The sequence below is a fragment of the Bradyrhizobium oropedii genome, from assembly GCF_020889685.1.
GTDB lineage: Bacteria > Pseudomonadota > Alphaproteobacteria > Rhizobiales > Xanthobacteraceae > Bradyrhizobium > Bradyrhizobium oropedii.
In genome coordinates this window covers 20,826-37,115 of record NZ_JACMYO010000071.1, presented here as the reverse complement: position 1 = coordinate 37,115, position 16,290 = coordinate 20,826, and the positions used below count along the sequence as shown (strand labels likewise).

At 63.3% G+C, this 16,290-nt stretch carries 14 protein-coding genes; 6 read left to right on the top strand and 8 right to left on the bottom strand.

What is annotated here, in order from left to right:
* Nucleotides 1–451: 451 nt before the first annotated feature.
* The gene (locus H8A95_RS20770; protein WP_229184777.1) at nucleotides 452–964 is read right to left on the bottom strand and encodes a hypothetical protein; all 513 of its coding nucleotides are present in this window, start codon (nucleotides 962–964) and stop codon (nucleotides 452–454) included.
* Nucleotides 965–1,306: 342 nt separating this feature from the next.
* On the opposite strand from H8A95_RS20770, the gene H8A95_RS20765 reads away from it, so the two are divergent.
* The 3 genes from H8A95_RS20765 to H8A95_RS20755 are packed head-to-tail and all read left to right on the top strand — an operon-like array spanning nucleotide 1,307 to nucleotide 6,613.
* Complete coding sequence (locus H8A95_RS20765) at nucleotides 1,307–3,448, top strand: hypothetical protein (RefSeq protein WP_229184776.1); 2,142 nt, start codon at nucleotides 1,307–1,309, stop codon at nucleotides 3,446–3,448.
* A 54-nt stretch (nucleotides 3,449–3,502) separates the two neighbouring features.
* Nucleotides 3,503–5,863, top strand: a complete 2,361-nt coding sequence (gene gspD / locus H8A95_RS20760) for a type II secretion system secretin GspD (RefSeq protein WP_229184775.1) — start codon at nucleotides 3,503–3,505, stop codon at nucleotides 5,861–5,863.
* A gap of 21 nt (nucleotides 5,864–5,884) precedes the next feature.
* Nucleotides 5,885–6,613: a COG3904 family protein gene (locus H8A95_RS20755; RefSeq protein ID WP_229184774.1), complete on the top strand. Its 729-nt coding sequence runs from the start codon at nucleotides 5,885–5,887 to the stop codon at nucleotides 6,611–6,613.
* 53 nt (nucleotides 6,614–6,666) lie between these two features.
* Here the strand turns inward: H8A95_RS20755 and gspG are convergent, their stop codons facing one another.
* On the bottom strand, nucleotides 6,667–7,158 hold the full coding sequence (gspG, locus tag H8A95_RS20750; protein ID WP_229184773.1) for a type II secretion system major pseudopilin GspG: 492 nt from the start codon (nucleotides 7,156–7,158) through the stop codon (nucleotides 6,667–6,669).
* Nucleotides 7,159–7,568: 410 nt separating this feature from the next.
* Nucleotides 7,569–8,633, bottom strand: a complete 1,065-nt coding sequence (locus H8A95_RS20745; protein WP_229184772.1) for a hypothetical protein — start codon at nucleotides 8,631–8,633, stop codon at nucleotides 7,569–7,571.
* 31 nt (nucleotides 8,634–8,664) lie between these two features.
* Between H8A95_RS20745 and H8A95_RS20740 the strand changes: the two genes are divergently transcribed.
* Complete coding sequence (locus H8A95_RS20740; RefSeq protein WP_229184771.1) at nucleotides 8,665–9,435, top strand: GDSL-type esterase/lipase family protein; 771 nt, start codon at nucleotides 8,665–8,667, stop codon at nucleotides 9,433–9,435.
* Nucleotides 9,436–9,554: 119 nt separating this feature from the next.
* On the opposite strand, the gene H8A95_RS20735 is transcribed toward H8A95_RS20740, so the two are convergent.
* The gene (locus H8A95_RS20735; RefSeq protein ID WP_229184770.1) at nucleotides 9,555–9,764 is read right to left on the bottom strand and encodes a hypothetical protein; all 210 of its coding nucleotides are present in this window, start codon (nucleotides 9,762–9,764) and stop codon (nucleotides 9,555–9,557) included.
* A 113-nt stretch (nucleotides 9,765–9,877) separates the two neighbouring features.
* Complete coding sequence (gene dinB / locus H8A95_RS20730) at nucleotides 9,878–11,125, bottom strand: DNA polymerase IV (protein WP_229184769.1); 1,248 nt, start codon at nucleotides 11,123–11,125, stop codon at nucleotides 9,878–9,880.
* A 304-nt stretch (nucleotides 11,126–11,429) separates the two neighbouring features.
* Between dinB and H8A95_RS20725 the strand changes: the two genes are divergently transcribed.
* Entirely contained in the window at nucleotides 11,430–11,696 is a 267-nt protein-coding gene (locus tag H8A95_RS20725; protein ID WP_229184768.1) for a hypothetical protein, read from the top strand.
* A 313-nt stretch (nucleotides 11,697–12,009) separates the two neighbouring features.
* The gene (locus tag H8A95_RS20720) at nucleotides 12,010–13,062 is read left to right on the top strand and encodes a hypothetical protein (protein WP_229184767.1); all 1,053 of its coding nucleotides are present in this window, start codon (nucleotides 12,010–12,012) and stop codon (nucleotides 13,060–13,062) included.
* Between the two features lie 156 nt (nucleotides 13,063–13,218).
* Here H8A95_RS20720 and H8A95_RS20715 read toward each other — a convergent pair whose 3' ends face one another.
* The 3 genes from H8A95_RS20715 to H8A95_RS20705 all read right to left on the bottom strand — a co-directional run bounded on the left by H8A95_RS20715 (nucleotide 13,219) and on the right by H8A95_RS20705 (nucleotide 16,047).
* Complete coding sequence (locus tag H8A95_RS20715; RefSeq protein WP_229184766.1) at nucleotides 13,219–13,755, bottom strand: tetratricopeptide repeat protein; 537 nt, start codon at nucleotides 13,753–13,755, stop codon at nucleotides 13,219–13,221.
* A 171-nt stretch (nucleotides 13,756–13,926) separates the two neighbouring features.
* Nucleotides 13,927–14,328 carry a hypothetical protein gene (locus tag H8A95_RS20710; RefSeq protein ID WP_229184765.1) on the bottom strand — a complete coding sequence of 134 codons (402 nt, stop codon included), beginning with the start codon at nucleotides 14,326–14,328 and terminating at the stop codon, nucleotides 13,927–13,929.
* Nucleotides 14,329–14,340: 12 nt separating this feature from the next.
* Complete coding sequence (locus H8A95_RS20705; RefSeq protein WP_229184764.1) at nucleotides 14,341–16,047, bottom strand: type II and III secretion system protein family protein; 1,707 nt, start codon at nucleotides 16,045–16,047, stop codon at nucleotides 14,341–14,343.
* Nucleotides 16,048–16,290 lie beyond the last annotated feature (243 nt).

Genomic DNA, 16,290 nt, shown 5'->3' with positions numbered 1-16,290 from the left:
CGCCGCCTGCGTCGCCGCGACGCCGCCGTTGCCCCACGTGCCGAACGGCCGGGCTCCGGCCGGTGAACTCATTGCGATCGCGATCGAACTGACGCCCGCAAGCAGCAGGCCACGACGCGACATCGAAGCAGAACGGGGAAGCGAATGCATGCGGGCCTTCCAATGCAGCAGTGCTGCGAAACGATCGCAACACAACAACGCACCGGCGAGCCTGGAACCAGCCTGGCGCGGTGCCAACAGGTCAATGAGAGGCGCGCAGCACCGTCAGCGCGACCGCTTGTTCCAAGCGGACACTCCCGACAGTTCAGGACACCTCCCCTATCACCTAAGACAGTTCGACACCGGCTAACGCGAAGCGATGCCGGAAAAAAATTTCAACTTTTCCGAGAGTTCAATTTTTGGCGAAGACGACGGCGTCGTCAGCCCAATCGACTGAAATGCAACAGCAAATTCAGTCGGGCGTGACGACCTTGAGCCGCGGGATGCGGCGTTCCGCAGCCTTTGCCGACTTTGCGGCCTTCGGGGCGCCGCCGAACAGCGCGAAATCGACCGAGCGCTCGCCCTGGGTCAGAACCAGCCGGCGCGGCTCGATCCGCTCGACCTTCCAGCCGCTGACGTCGTCGCCCGTGCGCACGCGCAACACCCTGTCACCCGCGCCGGAAGCACGGATCGCGGCGCGACCGTCGCCGTTCTCGCTGACAATGCCGAGCACCACCAAACTCGGCGGTGCCGGAGGTGGCGGCGGCGGTTCTTGCCGCGCCACTGGCGCGGCCGGCTTCGGCGGCGGTCGCCGTGCCGGTGAGAACAACGGTTTGTCCTTGGTCGCACTCAGCTCCTGCAACGGCTGCAACCCGACGGGATTGTTGGCGGCGGCCTCCTCGCCTGCCGGCGTCTCCGCCGCACGCGCGGACGGAATACACAGGCAAAGCAGAACGACCATCAACATGTGCAGTGCGATCGACATGCGTACGTTGTCCACGTGTCTGTCTGCACGGACGATCGACTGATCGTCATCCGCGCATGCCACAATCAAACTGCGCCAGACGCGGGCGCGTTGCAAGCCTGCTCGTTGGGCGCGATGCAAAATGCCGTGCGTCGCAAGTTGTATGCGTCAAATCTGTGAAGATGAATCACAGCTGGGCATTGTCGCCATGCGCGACGCGTCGAGGCAGTTGTTACGACGACGTCATCGAAGCCGCACACAGTCGCTCGCGGTGCGGTGGACGGCACCTTGTCGACGCTCCGGCCTGCATCGACACCAACAGACCATCCAGACGGAACACTTCGATATCAAAGACGTGGCGTCATGCGTTCGAGTATCCCTGCCGGCCTCGCGGCGCTGCTGCTCGGCTGCCTGTTCCTGATCCTGGATTGCATCCTGGCGTGCAGCACCGGGGCCGGTCAGGCGCAGGCGGCGTGCGCGTTGCATTCACGCGGTGGTGCGATCGCGCGTGTGGTGCAGATCGAGCTCGACAACGTGCATCTGCGTCGCGACATTCCGAACGTTCCGTCCGATCTCGAGCAGATGCCGCATTTGCGCGCTTTTCTAAGTCGCGACGGGATCATTGCCAGCAATCACCAGACCTCGCCGCTGGCCCAGACGGCGACCGACGCCCTCACCATCCTGACCGGTCTGTACGGTGACCGCATGGGCGTGCCGTTCGGCGACAACAGCGCGGCGTTCCGCAGCGATGGCGGCGTCGGCTTCGCCGATGCTTTCGCGTACTGGACCGCGAGCGGCCGCGACGGCAAGCCGTTGATGCTGGCCGACACCGGCAAGACGGTGCCTGCACCATGGGCGCCATTCACCGTCTCGGGCTGCGATGTCGGCGCGTTCGCGATCACTGGCCTGACGCTGCAGGGCAACGCTGATATCGCGGCTACCCTCGGCGCCTCGGAGGCGCTGGCTGCGACCAGCGATCCGCTCAAGACGCGCGCAGATCTGTTCGGCATCGCCATTCATTGCGCGCGCGGCAGCTCGCTGTGCAGCAACGCGCATGCGCGGCCCGACCTGCTGCCGGATGAACCCGGCGGCTATGCCGGCTTCAGCGCGTTGTTCGGCAACCGCAATGTGCAGCCGGCGATCTCGCCGGGCGGCTCGGTAAAAGATCTCGGCGGCGACGTCATCGGCGACGACGCCGGCCACGCAGGCTTTCCCGGCGCATCGGAGACGACGGCGACGCAGTCGCTCGGCTACGCGGCAGCGATGCTGGAGGCCGGCGTGCCGGTGGTCTATGTCGGGATCGGCAACGCGCACCGGCCTGACGGCATGCGCCGGCGCGCCTTCGGCCCCGGCGAGCCCGATCACGTCGCAAGGCTCGCCGACGACGATGCGGCGTTCAAGGCGTTCATCGACCGACTCGCCGCTCGCGGGATCACGACACGCAACACATTGTTCATCGTCGTGCCCACGGGCAACGACCGCTTTGTCGGAGGACCGCCGAGCCCGCCTGCATGCGATGGTCGCGCGGTGCCCTGCAGCTATGGACCGGTCGGCGCAATCGACGCCGCTATCGATCGGCTGCTCGCGACCGAGCGCCGAAACGTCACCAGGTTCGACGTGCAGGCCGGCAGCGCCGCGCCGTTCTATATCGACGGCAATCCGCGGCCCACCGATCCGCTGACGCGCACGCTCGGGCAGGACATCGGCAAGCTCAGTGCCCTCAACCCGGTGACCGGCAAAAGCGACCGGCTGACGTCGATGCTCGCGGACCGCGCACAGATGCAGCTCATGCACATGGTCACGGCGAGCCCGGCGCGCACGCCGCATGTCATCATGTTCGGCGATCCCGACTATCTCATCCGGACCTCCGCCAGCCGCACCGATTGCGCGGCGCCGCCGACCTGCGTTGCGATCAATCCCGACGTCACGTGGCTGCGCGGCGATATCTCCCAGCTGCTTGGCGGCAGCTGGTTCGGCATGGCCGGCCCGGGTATCGCACGGCGCGGCGAGGCCGCCGACATCCTCTCCAACCATGCCGATCTGCGGCCCACCTTGCTGGCGCTCGTCGGTTTGACCGACCGCTACTTGCACGACGGCGTCGTGCTGGTGGATGCGCTCGAGCCTGGCGCACTGCCGACGGAGCTCGCAGCCGCTCCCGAGACCTACATCACACTGGCGCGCTCCACCAAGACGCTCAACGAGCCGCTCGGGCAGCTTGCCCGCAACAGCCTCGCCCTGGCGAGCGCGGCCATCAAGGGCGGCGACGCCGGCTATGAGCGCTATCTCGACATCATCGGCGCAATCACCGCGAGACGCGACGCGCTGGCGCGCGAGATCAACGCCCAGATCGATGGCGCAGCCTTCGGGCGCCAGCCGATTAATCCAGCCTATGCGCGCGCGCTGATCGGCCGCGCCGAGGCGTTGGTCAACGAGGTGGAGACGATCGCCGGCAGCAGCCTGACGCCCGCTGATCGTCGCTGGAAGGCGGCGAATGATGCGCGTTGACGGCAAGCTGCCCACTGCACCGCCGCGTCCCAGCGGAGAGAAGGGAGAATAGTCGTGCAACGTCTCGAACGTTACTGCCGCTCGCGGACGGCCTCGCTAGGCGTCACGGCCGCCACTTGCCTCGCGCTCGGTAGCCTGCTTGCCGGTTGCATGATGGACAAGGGCATCGACCTGCCCGGCCGCGACCAGGTCACCGACCCGATCCGCGACGCGGATCTGCGCGCACGCTGGACCGGCCCGGTCGGCAACTCGTCCGGCGCAACGGCATCGGGGCGTGCGTCGCAACCCATGGTGTTTCCCGGCGCTGATCAGGATTACACACCCGCCCCGACGCAGCGCGATGCCAGCACCGCAGCCGCGACGCGTGTGGCCACCGCGGCCGACAGCGATGTCATGACCGGGGGCGGCGTCGAGCTGAACTTCGAGAACGCCGATCTCGCGACGGTGGTAAAATCCGTCATCGGCGACAGTCTCGGGATGAACTACGTGATCGATCCGCGCGTGCAGGGCACGATCACACTGGCCTCGACGCAGCCGATCCCGCGCAAGGATGTGCTGCCGATCTTCGAGAACACGCTGCGGGTCTTGAATGCGGCCGTACTGCGCGAAAACAACCTGATCCGCATCGTGCCGATGCCGGAAGCCGCAGGAGCCGGTACCCCGACCATCGGTGCGGGGCAACCCGGATACGGCGTCTCGATCGTACCCCTGCGCTTCGTCTCCGCGGCGGCGATCGCCAAGACTGCGGAGAACTTCCTGTCGCGGCCCGGCGCCGTGCGTGTCGACCAGGCGCGCAACGTGCTGCTGGTCCAGGGCACCGCCTCCGAGCGCCAGGCGGCGGTCGGCGTGATCGGCGAGCTTGACGTGGAATGGCTGCGCAACCAGTCGGTCGGCCTCTATCCGCTGAAATCGACCGCGCCTGAGACCATGATCCGCGAGCTCGATAAAGTGTTCGACACCGCCGAAGGCGGCCAAGGCCAGGGCGTGATCAAGTTCCAGCCGGTGACACGCATGAATGCGGTACTGGTGGTGAGCAAGAACAGCAAGGTACTGGAACGCGCCACCCAATGGGTGCGGCGCCTGGATCGCTCCGATCCCACCGGCACCACTGTGCGCGTCTACAGCCTGCGTTTCGGCAACGCGCGCAGCATTGCCCGTATCCTCAACGAAATGTTCGTCGGCCGCTCCTCGCAATCGGCCGGTGACAACCAGACCACCGCGACCGCGCCCGGTCAGAGCGGAGCGACCTCGCGGCTCGACTCGCTCGGCAGCGGCACGCTCACCAACAGCAACAACAATAATAATAGCAACAATCAGGGTACCCCCATGCAGGGCGGCACCACCGACAACTCGGGCAGCGGCAAGACTCAGGTCGGATTCGCCGACCGCAAGGACGACGACCAGGATACAGCGGGAACCGGCGGAACCAATCAGGGCAGCCTCCCACGCGGCATATTTCAGAACGTGCGCATCACCGCCGACAAGTCGACCAACTCGATCATGATCTATTCCAACCAGGAGGATTACCTCGTGATCGAGCGCGCGCTGGAGCGACTTGACCGGCCGCGGCTCCAGGTTGCCGTCGACGCCATGGTCGCCGAGGTCACGCTGACCGACCAGTTGCAGTATGGCGTGCAGGCCTATCTGACCAGCGCCAACGCCGGTGCAGGCCAGGACAAGGGATCGGTCGGCCTGTTCAACGCCCTGCAGTCGACAGCGCAGACCGCCCTGCTTGCGCGCGTGCTGCCCGGGTTCAACCTGCTGCTCGGCGCCGAAGCCAATCCCAAGCTGGTTCTGAACGCGCTTTCCACCCTGACCACCGTGAAGGTGCTGTCAGCTCCGTCGCTCGTGGTCGCCGATAATGAGCCGGCGATCCTCGAGGTCGGTGACCAGGTGCCGATCTCGACCGGCAGCACCGTCACCGGGCTCAACGTGGTGAGCAGCATCAGCCGGCAGAACACCGGCATCATCCTGAAGGTGCTGCCGCATGTGCATCCGAACGGATCAATCGAGCTCGAGATCGAGCAGGAAGTCTCCAACGTCGTCAATCCGGCCGGCGCGAGCGCCCAGAACCTGACGCCCACCATCTCGCAGCGGCGCATCCATTCGACCGTCGGCACCAGCAGCGGCCAAACCGTGCTGCTCGGCGGCCTGATCAAGGAGGACGACGAGCGCACCGTGGCCGGATTGCCCGGCCTGAACGAGATCAAGTATCTCGGCGACTTGCTCAGCCAGAAAAGCGACAGCAAGACCCGTTCGGAGATCATCGTGTTCGTCACCACCAAGCTCGTGCGTAACGCCCACGACGCCCAGGTCGTCGCCGAAGAATTCCGCGAGCGCCTCGACAGCATGCGGCGCGCACCATCGACCTTCGACGCGCCGGCCGCGGCGACGGCGCCTGTCGCGCGCAGGTAGGACCAGGGTAGAAAGCCGCCGATGGCGATGCTGTCTTCCATATTGAAGCTGCTGGGAGCGGCCGTGGTCAGCACGACCGCGACCGCCGCCGACTTGAAGAGCGTGACGCTCAGGGGCGACATCACCATAATCACGCTTAGCGGCGATGTGGCCGAGGGCGATACGGAAGCCGCCGAGGGACTGATCAAGACCGCCAATGACGGCAACCGCCTGATCTCGGCCGTCCGACTGGATTCACCGGGCGGCAGCCTTGCCGAAGCGGTCCAGCTCGCAAACTTGATCCACAGGGCGAAGCTGCCGACCATCGTCGCCGCCGGATCGCGTTGCGCCTCGGCCTGCTTTATCGTTTTTGCCGCAGGAAACGAGAAGTTCGCGAGCTACGACGCCGCGATCGGCGTCCACGGCGTATCGGACAAATTCGGCCACGAAACCGCACAGACCGAGGAGGCGACCATTGCCATGGGCCGCATCGCAAGCGGGTTCGGCGTTCCGCCGCGCATCATCGGACGGATGGTGACGACCCACGCCCACGACATCGCCTGGCTGACGCCCTCCGAGTTGCGCGCGATGGGCACGATCATGACCGATCGACCAGCGCACCGCGCTCCGCCGACATCATCCGACGATCGCTGGCTTGCCGGCCTCGACATTAGATCCGAAGAAGAAACAACGCCGCAGCAGATCGATCGACGTTCGCTCAAGGACGCTCCCGAACCGGACCGACACGTATCGCATCCGCAGCGGAAGTAAGAGGCATCCAATCACGCCAGATTCTAGCCGGCGTGATGGCGCTTCGCTCCACGTCATTGGTTGCTGGCGCTGCTCGTCAGTTTGTCCAGCGAGATGTCCTGGGCGGTCCCGCTGCCCCCCTCCTGCCCATCCGAGCCATAGGAGAGGATATCGTAAGGTCCGTGGTCACCGGGGGCACGATAGATATAGGGATGGCTCCACGGGTCATTTGGAACAACACCACCCTTGAGATAAGGGCCATTCCAGCTCGCCGCGCCCGACGTCCGCTGCACGAGGGCTGCGAGGCCCTCCGAGGTCGACGGGTAGCGGCCGGTATCGAGACTGAAGAGGTCGAGCGCGCTCGCAAAGCTCTGCATCTGAATCCTGGCCGCCTTGACCTTCGATTCGCTCAGATAGCTCAGCACGCGCGGGCCGACCAATCCCATGATCAGGCCGATGATGGCGATGACGACAAGCATTTCGACCAAGGTGAATCCCTGCTCGCCCTGCCGCGTCCTGGTCCGGTCAGTACGCCTGGATAGAGCGATGGAGTCTTGCTTCAACATCACTGTTTCATCCGATGAGCTACAAGGCCGGGACGACCGGCACCACACCGTTTGCGCCGAACAATAGTCCTGGGCGCCCCGACGACAATTGATTTTTTTGATTTTCTTTTCTGCGCATGTACCGCGCGGCGACGGTCTAGGTAAGAAGGCCCCGAAGCAACGCAGAACTCCCAAGGAACTCGACGCGGCCTTTCCTGGCGACGCTTGCTGCGTTCGCCGGGGCAAACCTCTTTCCGTCGACTGAGCTGAACATCACAGCCGAATACCGACGCAGCGCACCGGCCCATTTGTGCCGGACGCGGCGCGTCAGAGGTCGCGCGAAGGCGTCACGCTGCATTTCAGCTAGACCAAGGCACGTCGATCTGCTGCGCGACAAAAATTGCATCGGCCACCCGATGGTGGCGCCGCCATCAATCAGGTATCCATCTGATGGAAGCCGGATCGGCGGGCCGCGTGGTCGTGTACGTGATCAAATCGTATCCCCGCTCGACGACGAGATCGGCTGCCTCGATGAAACCATCGTCATTCCCGTCGTTCGAGCTATGCATGGTAACATCGCTCATGCGGACATCCTGGTTCGTCAGCGATAGCCTGACGACGCCTTGATGGTCTCGAATTGGCTTGCAAATCGGAATGAGCCTCGCCTCAAAGTTTGTCGGGTGATAGGGCTTGAGGCGCAGGTTCTTGTAGAAGGTTCTGTCTCCCTCGATCGACAGCACGCTTCTGCAGGCTGCTGAATTGACCATGAGGCCACGGACCGATGCATCCGACCCGACGTAGATCGGATAGGTCTCTCCGCGTTCAAGCCTGGCACCGGAGAACGTTATCAGCCTCGAGGTGTATTCGACCGGCGCGCTCTGTATCTGATCCTTGAGGGGGACGCGTTCGTAAGCCGTGAACGCAAACGTGCGTTTGCACGGTGCAGTCTCCGCACTTCTTATCTTAGTCAAGAAATTGCCAAGGTGCGCCGCTATCTCTCCCGACAGGAACTCGGCCGGATGGCTGCCGTCCGCGTATAGTTCCTTCGCATCCACGTTCCTGGATTTGGCGACGGCTGCAATGATGTCTCTCACATCAAGGTAATACCAATCCTGCTTCTGGCAGACCGAGATGCAGGCAGAGATGATCGTTCTTGATGCATTGACGTCGCTCACCGGTATGCAGACGAAAACCGGTTCGCAATTGGCGCGTTTGGCAGAATGCCCAATCCACTCAACCCATCTCACGACATCGTAATAGTCGATCGCATTGGCCGAAAGGAGCGAAAAATCGATGACGCACGTATCGACAATGCAGAACTCCGAGCCTTGAAAGAAGTCGCCCTGGGCGAAGTAAGGACCGAGCAAGGACGGCGACGCACCGATCCGTCCTGCTGATTTCACATCAATTGTGTCGTCAGCATCCAGAAACTTTTGAAAGAATCCCGCCTTCAAGATGCTGTTTGACTGTCCAAGGATCGAAATGTTCAGCGACATCGGATTGACCGCCCTCAGATGGAACCGCTCAATGACATCGAACACACCCGATGGAGAACCCCGCCACACCGCGTCAACGACATCGATTGTCTATGCTGCAGTGACGTTAACAATTGTCGCGGCGCTCTGTCTACCATCCGAAGGCCGAGCGCAAAATGCGCGATCCGTATGCGACAAGACCGATACGCAATTCGCCGTAACAGCGACTGTGCCTGACAATGCGGATGCTCTGCGCAAATATGAAAGAAATGTGTCTAGCCTAACCAGTGACGTTTCAACAGTCATGCTGGGTGACTCGCTGGTTGAGGCGTGGCCGAAGGAACAATCCGGCGCGCTCGGCGCTGGACCCGTAGCCAATCTCGGCGTCGGACGCGACAGGATTCAGAACACGCTCTGGTTCATCGAGCACGAACGCGAGCGACTGCGGCAAATCAAGCCAAAAAGCATTATCGTTCTGGTCGGAACCAACAACATCTATCTCGATAAGCCCTGCGGAGTGATGCAATCATATCGCAAGTTGTTTGGTGAGATCAGATCGCTTTGGCCGAACGGCAAGATCTATAGCATCCACATTCTCCCGCGAGGCGAGCAGATGAAGGGCGCGGCTGAGAACATTGGATATGTCAACTCCGAACTCAGCAGGACAAGCAGGGAACTCGGAATCAGAACGATCGACGCCGCTGGCATCGCGTGCGGAATGACGACGCCGTGCGCCAACTACAAGAGCGATCTGCTGCACCTGACACCACCCGGATACGAAGCGCTCACCAAGATCACCAGGGACGGCATTGGCTCGCCCTAACTATTCAGCTCGACTGCGATGCAACGGGTGGACGGCGGCCGCTCGTTGCAGGAAATCGCCTGTCGCAGATCGCGCGTCAGATAAGCGAAGCGCCTACCCCGCCTGCCACAGCCGATCTGTCAAGTCAGCATCGAGATGATCGATTGAAGCTGATCGGACGCTGACGTCACGAACCCATCGAACGACGTCTGGCCGTGGGCTGCGGCCCGCAGGATGCATTCGGCAACGGCGGCCTTGAGACCGAAGACGGATTGATCCGCCGGTACGCTTGCCATGACCGTGTCCAACGCATCGCGCATCGTCTGGATCAGCTCGGAGCTATACTTCATGGCTCGTCCTCCGCATCCCCAGAATAGACCGAACGCGTGAGGTCGCCACTCACAAGCCTGCGATTCCAAATTGCCATTTCTTAATGTGCTGACAAGCGGTTGAACCAGCGGGCCTAGAGGTCTTTCTCGGCAAGCCCGCGAAACGCGTCGGGCACCGAACGAACTGCCTCAAGCGCGGTCGAACCGTATCCGATCGCTTCCCAGCCGAAGCGATCGCGGATCTTGTCGATCGCACAGTCGGCCGCCCAGCGGGCCATCCCGGTCGGACTGCCGGGGCGTAGCGCTTCATCCGCCAGTCCGAGTGGAAGCTCCAGCGCAAGATCCCAGTGCTCCTCGAGATGCGACACCGAGATCGCCAGCAGCGAGATGATCTTCTCGCCCGGGTGGTCAGCTAACGTGACCCGCACCAGATTCTCGGCGAGCCGGGCGAGGGTCACCGTCGTGTACACCGGCGCATCGAGCGTGATCGAGCGCGTCACCGACTTCAGGTCGGCGAAACGAACGCGCACCGTCACGGTTCGTCCGGGCCGGGATTTCGCCCGAAGCCGCGTGGCGACGCGATCAGCGAGATGAAGCAGCGTCGGGCGAATGACTTGCACAACCGCGGGCTTTCGGCCAAGCGCCGACTGCGCTCCTGCCGATCGCGCGCGCCGATGCGGCTTGAGTTGTCGCGGATCGCGGTTCCAGGCCAGGGCTGCGAGTTTCTCTCCCGCCGCCGGACCGAGCAACCGCGTCAGCGAACGTTCCGACAATTCAGCGAGCTGCCCGATGGTCGCGACACCGATCGCGTCCAGCCGCGTCCTCGTGACCGGCCCTACTCCCCACATCAACTCAACCGGCAATGCGTGAAGGAAGCTGAGCTCGGCGGCGGGATCAACGACGACCAGCCCGTCCGGCTTTGCGACCTGCGAGGCGATCTTTGCCAGATGCTTGGTGCGCGCGACGCCCACTGAGATCGGAAGCCCAAGCTCGGTGCGCACCCGCCGCCGGATCGTCGCCGCTATTTCGGCCGGCGTTCCGAACAGATGAGTGCAGCCGGCAACGTCCGCAAACGCCTCATCGATCGAAATACGCTCGACGAGCGGCGTAAAGTCGCCGATCACCTTGATGGCCGCGTCACCCAGCCGTTGATAATCGCTGAAGTGGCCGCCGACGAAAATGAGTTGCGGACACAGCCGGCGCGCGTCCCGTCCAGACATGCCGCCACACACCCCGAAAGCCTTGGCCTCGTAGGACGCGGCAAGCACAACGCCGCCCCCGACGGCGATCGGCCTGCCTCGCAGCGACGGTTCAAGCAGCTGCTCGACCGACGCGTAAAATGCATCCAGGTCCGCGTGAAGGATGGTGGCTGCATCTGCCATCTCGCCCCATTCGCCCCTGGCTTGACCGATACCGCTCGCTTTGGGCGAGGCCGCGAACATTAGAACAGAACAGGAACATATTCAACCTCGCTTTTTCATCGCGGCTGGCGGCGCTATGGAGCCGCGGGCCGTCAGCGGCTGGCGAAGGGATCCGCGCGAGGCGCGTTGGCAGATCGCTCGACATCCACGATGGCGCGCGCTGCCAAGGATAGACGCGGCGGACACGCGGCTCTCACGCGGCCGGGCCGACCCGCTGATGTGCCGCCGACTTTGACGAACAGGGATTTTCGGATAGACATTTGGAATGACCGACCACTCTCATCAGGTGGACTTCCAAGCCGCGGCCTACCTTTACAAATGGCCTTCTCTCAACAATTCCCGGCGAGAGGATCGCGCGCCTTACATGGTCGTCAACGGCACGCTCGACCATTGCATTCGGGATTTCATGAGCAAGCCCGAGAAGACGCGACACCTCTACGAAATCCGGACCAGGTCGCAGCCTCCCCTCGTCCCTGACGTGTTGTCGCCGGAGCATGTGATCGAGCTTTCCAGGCTTCGCGAGTTTCTCTGAAGCGTCGTTTCAGCAGACATGATCCCGGTGCGTGCCGGTCACGGGCAGGCTTATCCATCCGTCGTACGCCTGGAGCCGGATTGTTTGCCCGGTTGGGGCTCGCTACAATCGCTCGGCTCTCTGGCTAACGGGTGTCCATTGCGGCATCATGACCCCGCGTCGATCTCCGGTGAGACTCGCGAATCACCAGCGCGACCGTTGATGGGGTATCGAGAGGCGCCGCATGCGATTCAATCTGGCGATCTTGAGTGTGCTGGCCGCAAGACCCGAGCAGCGGATTCCACTTGAGGAGGTCAGCCGCGAAGTCAAGCGCATGATCGCGGCAGGCGATGCGGCCACGAAGTTGAAGCGATCGTCCGAACTTGGCGACGCCGACGTGTTCCAGTCCGGATGGGCCTCGATCAATGAAGCCGGACTACAGATCACGGATTCCGGGCTCGCGCTCCTGCGCTCGCTTGAAGCTTCCCGCGCCGAACAGGAACGCATTGAACAGGAGCGCAACGCGCAGGAACTCGGCGAACAGCAAGCAGAGCGCCTGGAGATCGTTGCCGCCGACACGCACGATGCGATCAGCGATGCTGTTGTCGACCGGTCCGACGACATTGATCGGCAAATCCCCCGCGCGATGGATCACGACCTCGCCGATCGCGCGACCTCGACCGCAAGCCCGGCGGCAGCCCCCGAGTTGCTTGCGCATGCCCCGATCGTCATCGAGCCGACATTTGGCTCCATTCACGAAACTGACCGAAGCGGTTCTCGGCTCTCGCGACTTGTAAAATTCCTCAGCAGCAGCATGCCGGGATTTGCGCGAGGGCGGCGTCGGCGTTCCGTGGGCGACGTGCCGGATCGGAAAGCGGTCAATGGCGTCGGACTGCCGGGGTTGGCGGTTGCATGTCTCAGCCTGATCTCGGTCGTTGCCTGCGTTGCAGCAGCGATTTCGCTCGGCCAGAACTCTTCCCTGAAATCCGACATCGTCACGCTGCGCCGGGAACTCGTCCCGTTGAGGGAGCGTCTGGCACGGCTCGAACAGGACGCCGCGAAACGCGAGGCTGCGCAACAGGAAGAAGCGGCAAGCAAGGCCGAGGCGGAAAAGAAGGCGGCGAGCAGCGAACAGGCCGCGCTCAACCTCTCGCGAGAAGAGATTCAATTGATCAGGGAGTACATCAAGGCCGCGCCCTCGGCCGGCGCAGGGGGGCCGTCGATCAACGTCGGTGATCCCGTCACCGGCGGAATGATTCCGCTGCCATCACCGCTGACGGAGAAGCTGCCGCGGCTCGTCGGTGCGCGGTTTGCCATCCGCAACGGCGCCATCATCATCAGCACACGAAGCAGCCGCCGCGTCGATGCCGTGCTGATGCCGAACTAGATCGGGGCGAAGTCAAGTCGCAGGGGCGAGCTGCCAAAATATCGAAAACAACCCCATGCAAAGGAGCTGGCAACCCGGCAACTTGGCTCGTCGGCCCAGCCAGAGGTATCATTACACCATTCAGAAATCGTGCAGACGCCCGTGAACCGCCGCAGCCTACGGCTGATTGTTCGGCGGCCGCTCGATGAACTTCCGGCTGCCGTTGAGAAGCTCGAGGTTGTTGGCGATGACCGGGTTGCCCGGATCGAGCGAATACGCCTTCTCGAACTTCCGCCGCGCGCCGTTCAGATTGCCGCGCAGCATCAGGGAATAGCCCTGATCGTTGAGGATCTGGACGGTCTCGCCGCCAAGCCGGATCGCCTGCGCGTAGGCCTGATCGGCAAGATCGAAGCGGCGAATCCTGTCGTAGCTGGCCGCGAGGCCGGTCCAGGCCGTGACGTCCTTCGGCGCCTTCTCGACCGCGTCCTTGAAATAACGCTGGGCTATACCGTAATTGCCGCGGTTGTATTGCTCGAGCCCCAGCCGCACCGGCTCGTCGGAGGGATAGTATTTGACGTCGGTCGGCTCCTGCACGGGGTCGCCGCCCGGCGGATCCACAGGCGCGACGATCGCGGCCTCCCGCGTCGTGTAGTCACAGCCGGCAAGGCCGGTCGCCAAGCAGCAACAGATCAGCGCCGGCGCGAGACGATGCAATCCTCGCCCCGTTCCCCAAGTCCAGCGCATCCCTTGCCCCATTCGAAACATCATCGCGAAACTACCTACGAAAAACATACGGCATGACCGAAACATAGGTCAGCGCCAGAAACCAACGTCATATTTCCCCTTCCGAACCCTGCCCCGGCATCTGGCCACGCTGCAAGGATATTACCTGCCGCCTCCTCCGACCCCGACGGACACCGATCCCCCGGTCCCGGCGCCCAGTCCGGTCGCATTGACGTCTTGAATTGTGGTGACGGGCGGCGGCTGGCCCATCGCCTTGGTCGGATCGCCCATATCAGGAAGCTGATCAACCGGCCGGGCCGTGTTGCCGTAACGCTTCACAGCCTCACCGGTCCGCCGCGCGTCGTACGCGATCCTGCGGTCGCCGACATAGGCCGGCCATGGGTGAATCGTGTGCGTGGCGGCGTTGACCTCCTTGGCATTGCCGGCACTCATCGTGATGGTGTCGGAACGCTGCACGTAACGGTCCATCTCGTCATGCCCGTAAACGCCGTAGCAGCCGCCGAGCAGAACGGGAGCGAGCAAAGCCAGATATCTGATCGTCATCACTCGCCTCCTCTAGTTCAGGGTCTTCACGACCGGCTGGTTAGCACCAACGGCCGCCGGCGGTGGAGCAGGTACGACTGCATTGGGCGCGATGATGTGGCCATAAGGTCCCTTCACGTCGCCGCCGGAATTGACGTAGTCGTCATACCGCTTGCGGACTTCCATTTGGCCATTGAGGAAGAAATCGACGTCGTTGGCCGGCAGGCGGGAGTCGAGCGGCGACGCCAGTTGCTGGCCGGGCGCCGCCGGCGCGACCAGGCGCGGCGTCACGATGATGACCAGGTCGGTTTCCTGCTGCTGATAGGACTTGCTGCTGAACAAGGTTCCGAGCACCGGCACCGAGCCGATCCAGGGCAACTGCGAGACGTCCTGCTGATTGCGGGTTTGCAGCAGGCCGGCGATGGCAAAGCTCTGGCCATCGCGCAACTCGACGGTGGTGCGCGCGTCGCGGCGGGTCAGTGACGGGATCGTGGTGCCGGCGATGCTCACCGCGTTGGTAAAATCGAGCTCGCTGACCGAGGGCTCGACGCGGAGGTTGATCACCCCGCGCGACAGCACGGTTGGCACGAAGGCCAGTTCGACGCCGAACTTCTTGAATTCGATGCTCACGGTTGGCAGTGCGCCCGCGGCCACCGTCGAGGCGACCGGCACCGGGAACTCGCCGCCGGCCAGGAAGCGCGCTGCATCACCTGAAAGCGTGGTCAAATTCGGCTCCGCCAGCCGGCGCGCCAATCCCTTGGTTTCCAGTGCCGTAATCAGGAGGTCCACGGAACTACCGTTGCTGGTCCTCAAGATGCTGGTCAGCAGGCTTCCGAACGGAGGCGCAGCCACGCCGCCGGCGGTGGTGGCGAGCGTTCCGATTGTCCCGAGCAGCGGAAGACTGCCAGTCGGATAGGCACCGACATTGTTGGTGCTCGTCGTAGTCGTGTCGGTGACCGATGGATTGGTCCCGTTGACAGTCACGTTTTGATTGCTGTTTATCGAATTCCCACCGATCGGCACGCGACCCGCCTTCGCAACTCCGCCAAGCCCCGTGTTCCCGACGTTGGTGCCATTTGCGTTCGCGGCATAAAGGTTCACGCCGAGGTCGCGTCCCGCCTGCCGGTTCACTTCGAGGAAGCGCACCTCAAGCATCACCTGCTGCGGCGCCGCAACGCTCATCGCATTGACGACGATGCCACCCTCGGGAACGCTGCCTTTGGCAATCGTCATCGCCCGCTCCGCGACGACGGCGTCGGCGGCAATTCCGCTCAGCACCACCTGACCTTCCGACGCAGTTACGCGAATGCCGCGGGTACCCGTGCCGTTCTGGATGTTCTGCTGCAGATTGCTGATATCGACGGTGACCTCGACATCGAGAATGCCGATCTGCTTCATCGAACTGTCGAACAGGATGACGTTGGTTGTGCCGGTCTTCTTGCCCTGGACGTAGATCAGGTGGTCGCTCAGCGACTTCACGTCGGCGATGTCAGGCGAACCCGCGACGATCGACGAAAACGCCGTGTCGACCCTGAACGTCCGCGACTTGTTGATGGTCACCCTGACGCGCTGGACGTCGCTCATCTCGCTGACGAAGACGCCGCTGGACGACGGAGCCCGCCGCTCCGCGGCAGTAGCAGGATCGGTGAAATGAAACAGGGCAACCGCAGCGCCAAACGCCATCGCGCTCAAGGCGACCAGCCCAAGTCCCGCATCGACCGAAACGCGACTTCCCATCATGCCAATCCCCTTCGCCGCGTCTCCACGACGATCCCCGTAAATCTACGGCCCCGACGTCCCGATCACTCCAGTTCGTGCACCACGCCGTAGAGCTTACAGTCTGTCCGACTACAAATAGTTACTCGCGAATTCCCATTCCCCGGCGCGCTGAGCTGAAGCAAAACGTCGCTCACTCCGGACACGTCCCCGCGCCTGACCGCTAATGACGGCTCCAAGATCATCCCCCGCCCCGCGCCTTGATTG

Coding starts and splice junctions, on each gene's coding strand:
- H8A95_RS20770 (WP_229184777.1), bottom strand. CDS start 964: ATGTCGATCGCACTGCACATGTTGATGGTCGTTCTGCTTTGCCTGTGT.
- H8A95_RS20765 (WP_229184776.1), top strand. CDS start 1,307: ATGCGTTCGAGTATCCCTGCCGGCCTCGCGGCGCTGCTGCTCGGCTGC.
- H8A95_RS20755 (WP_229184774.1), top strand. CDS start 5,885: ATGGCGATGCTGTCTTCCATATTGAAGCTGCTGGGAGCGGCCGTGGTC.
- gspG (WP_229184773.1), bottom strand. CDS start 7,158: ATGTTGAAGCAAGACTCCATCGCTCTATCCAGGCGTACTGACCGGACC.
- H8A95_RS20745 (WP_229184772.1), bottom strand. CDS start 8,633: ATGTCGCTGAACATTTCGATCCTTGGACAGTCAAACAGCATCTTGAAG.
- H8A95_RS20740 (WP_229184771.1), top strand. CDS start 8,665: ATGACATCGAACACACCCGATGGAGAACCCCGCCACACCGCGTCAACG.
- H8A95_RS20735 (WP_229184770.1), bottom strand. CDS start 9,764: ATGAAGTATAGCTCCGAGCTGATCCAGACGATGCGCGATGCGTTGGAC.
- dinB (WP_229184769.1), bottom strand. CDS start 11,125: ATGGCAGATGCAGCCACCATCCTTCACGCGGACCTGGATGCATTTTAC.
- H8A95_RS20725 (WP_229184768.1), top strand. CDS start 11,430: ATGACCGACCACTCTCATCAGGTGGACTTCCAAGCCGCGGCCTACCTT.
- H8A95_RS20720 (WP_229184767.1), top strand. CDS start 12,010: ATGATCGCGGCAGGCGATGCGGCCACGAAGTTGAAGCGATCGTCCGAA.
- H8A95_RS20710 (WP_229184765.1), bottom strand. CDS start 14,328: ATGACGATCAGATATCTGGCTTTGCTCGCTCCCGTTCTGCTCGGCGGC.
- H8A95_RS20705 (WP_229184764.1), bottom strand. CDS start 16,047: ATGATGGGAAGTCGCGTTTCGGTCGATGCGGGACTTGGGCTGGTCGCC.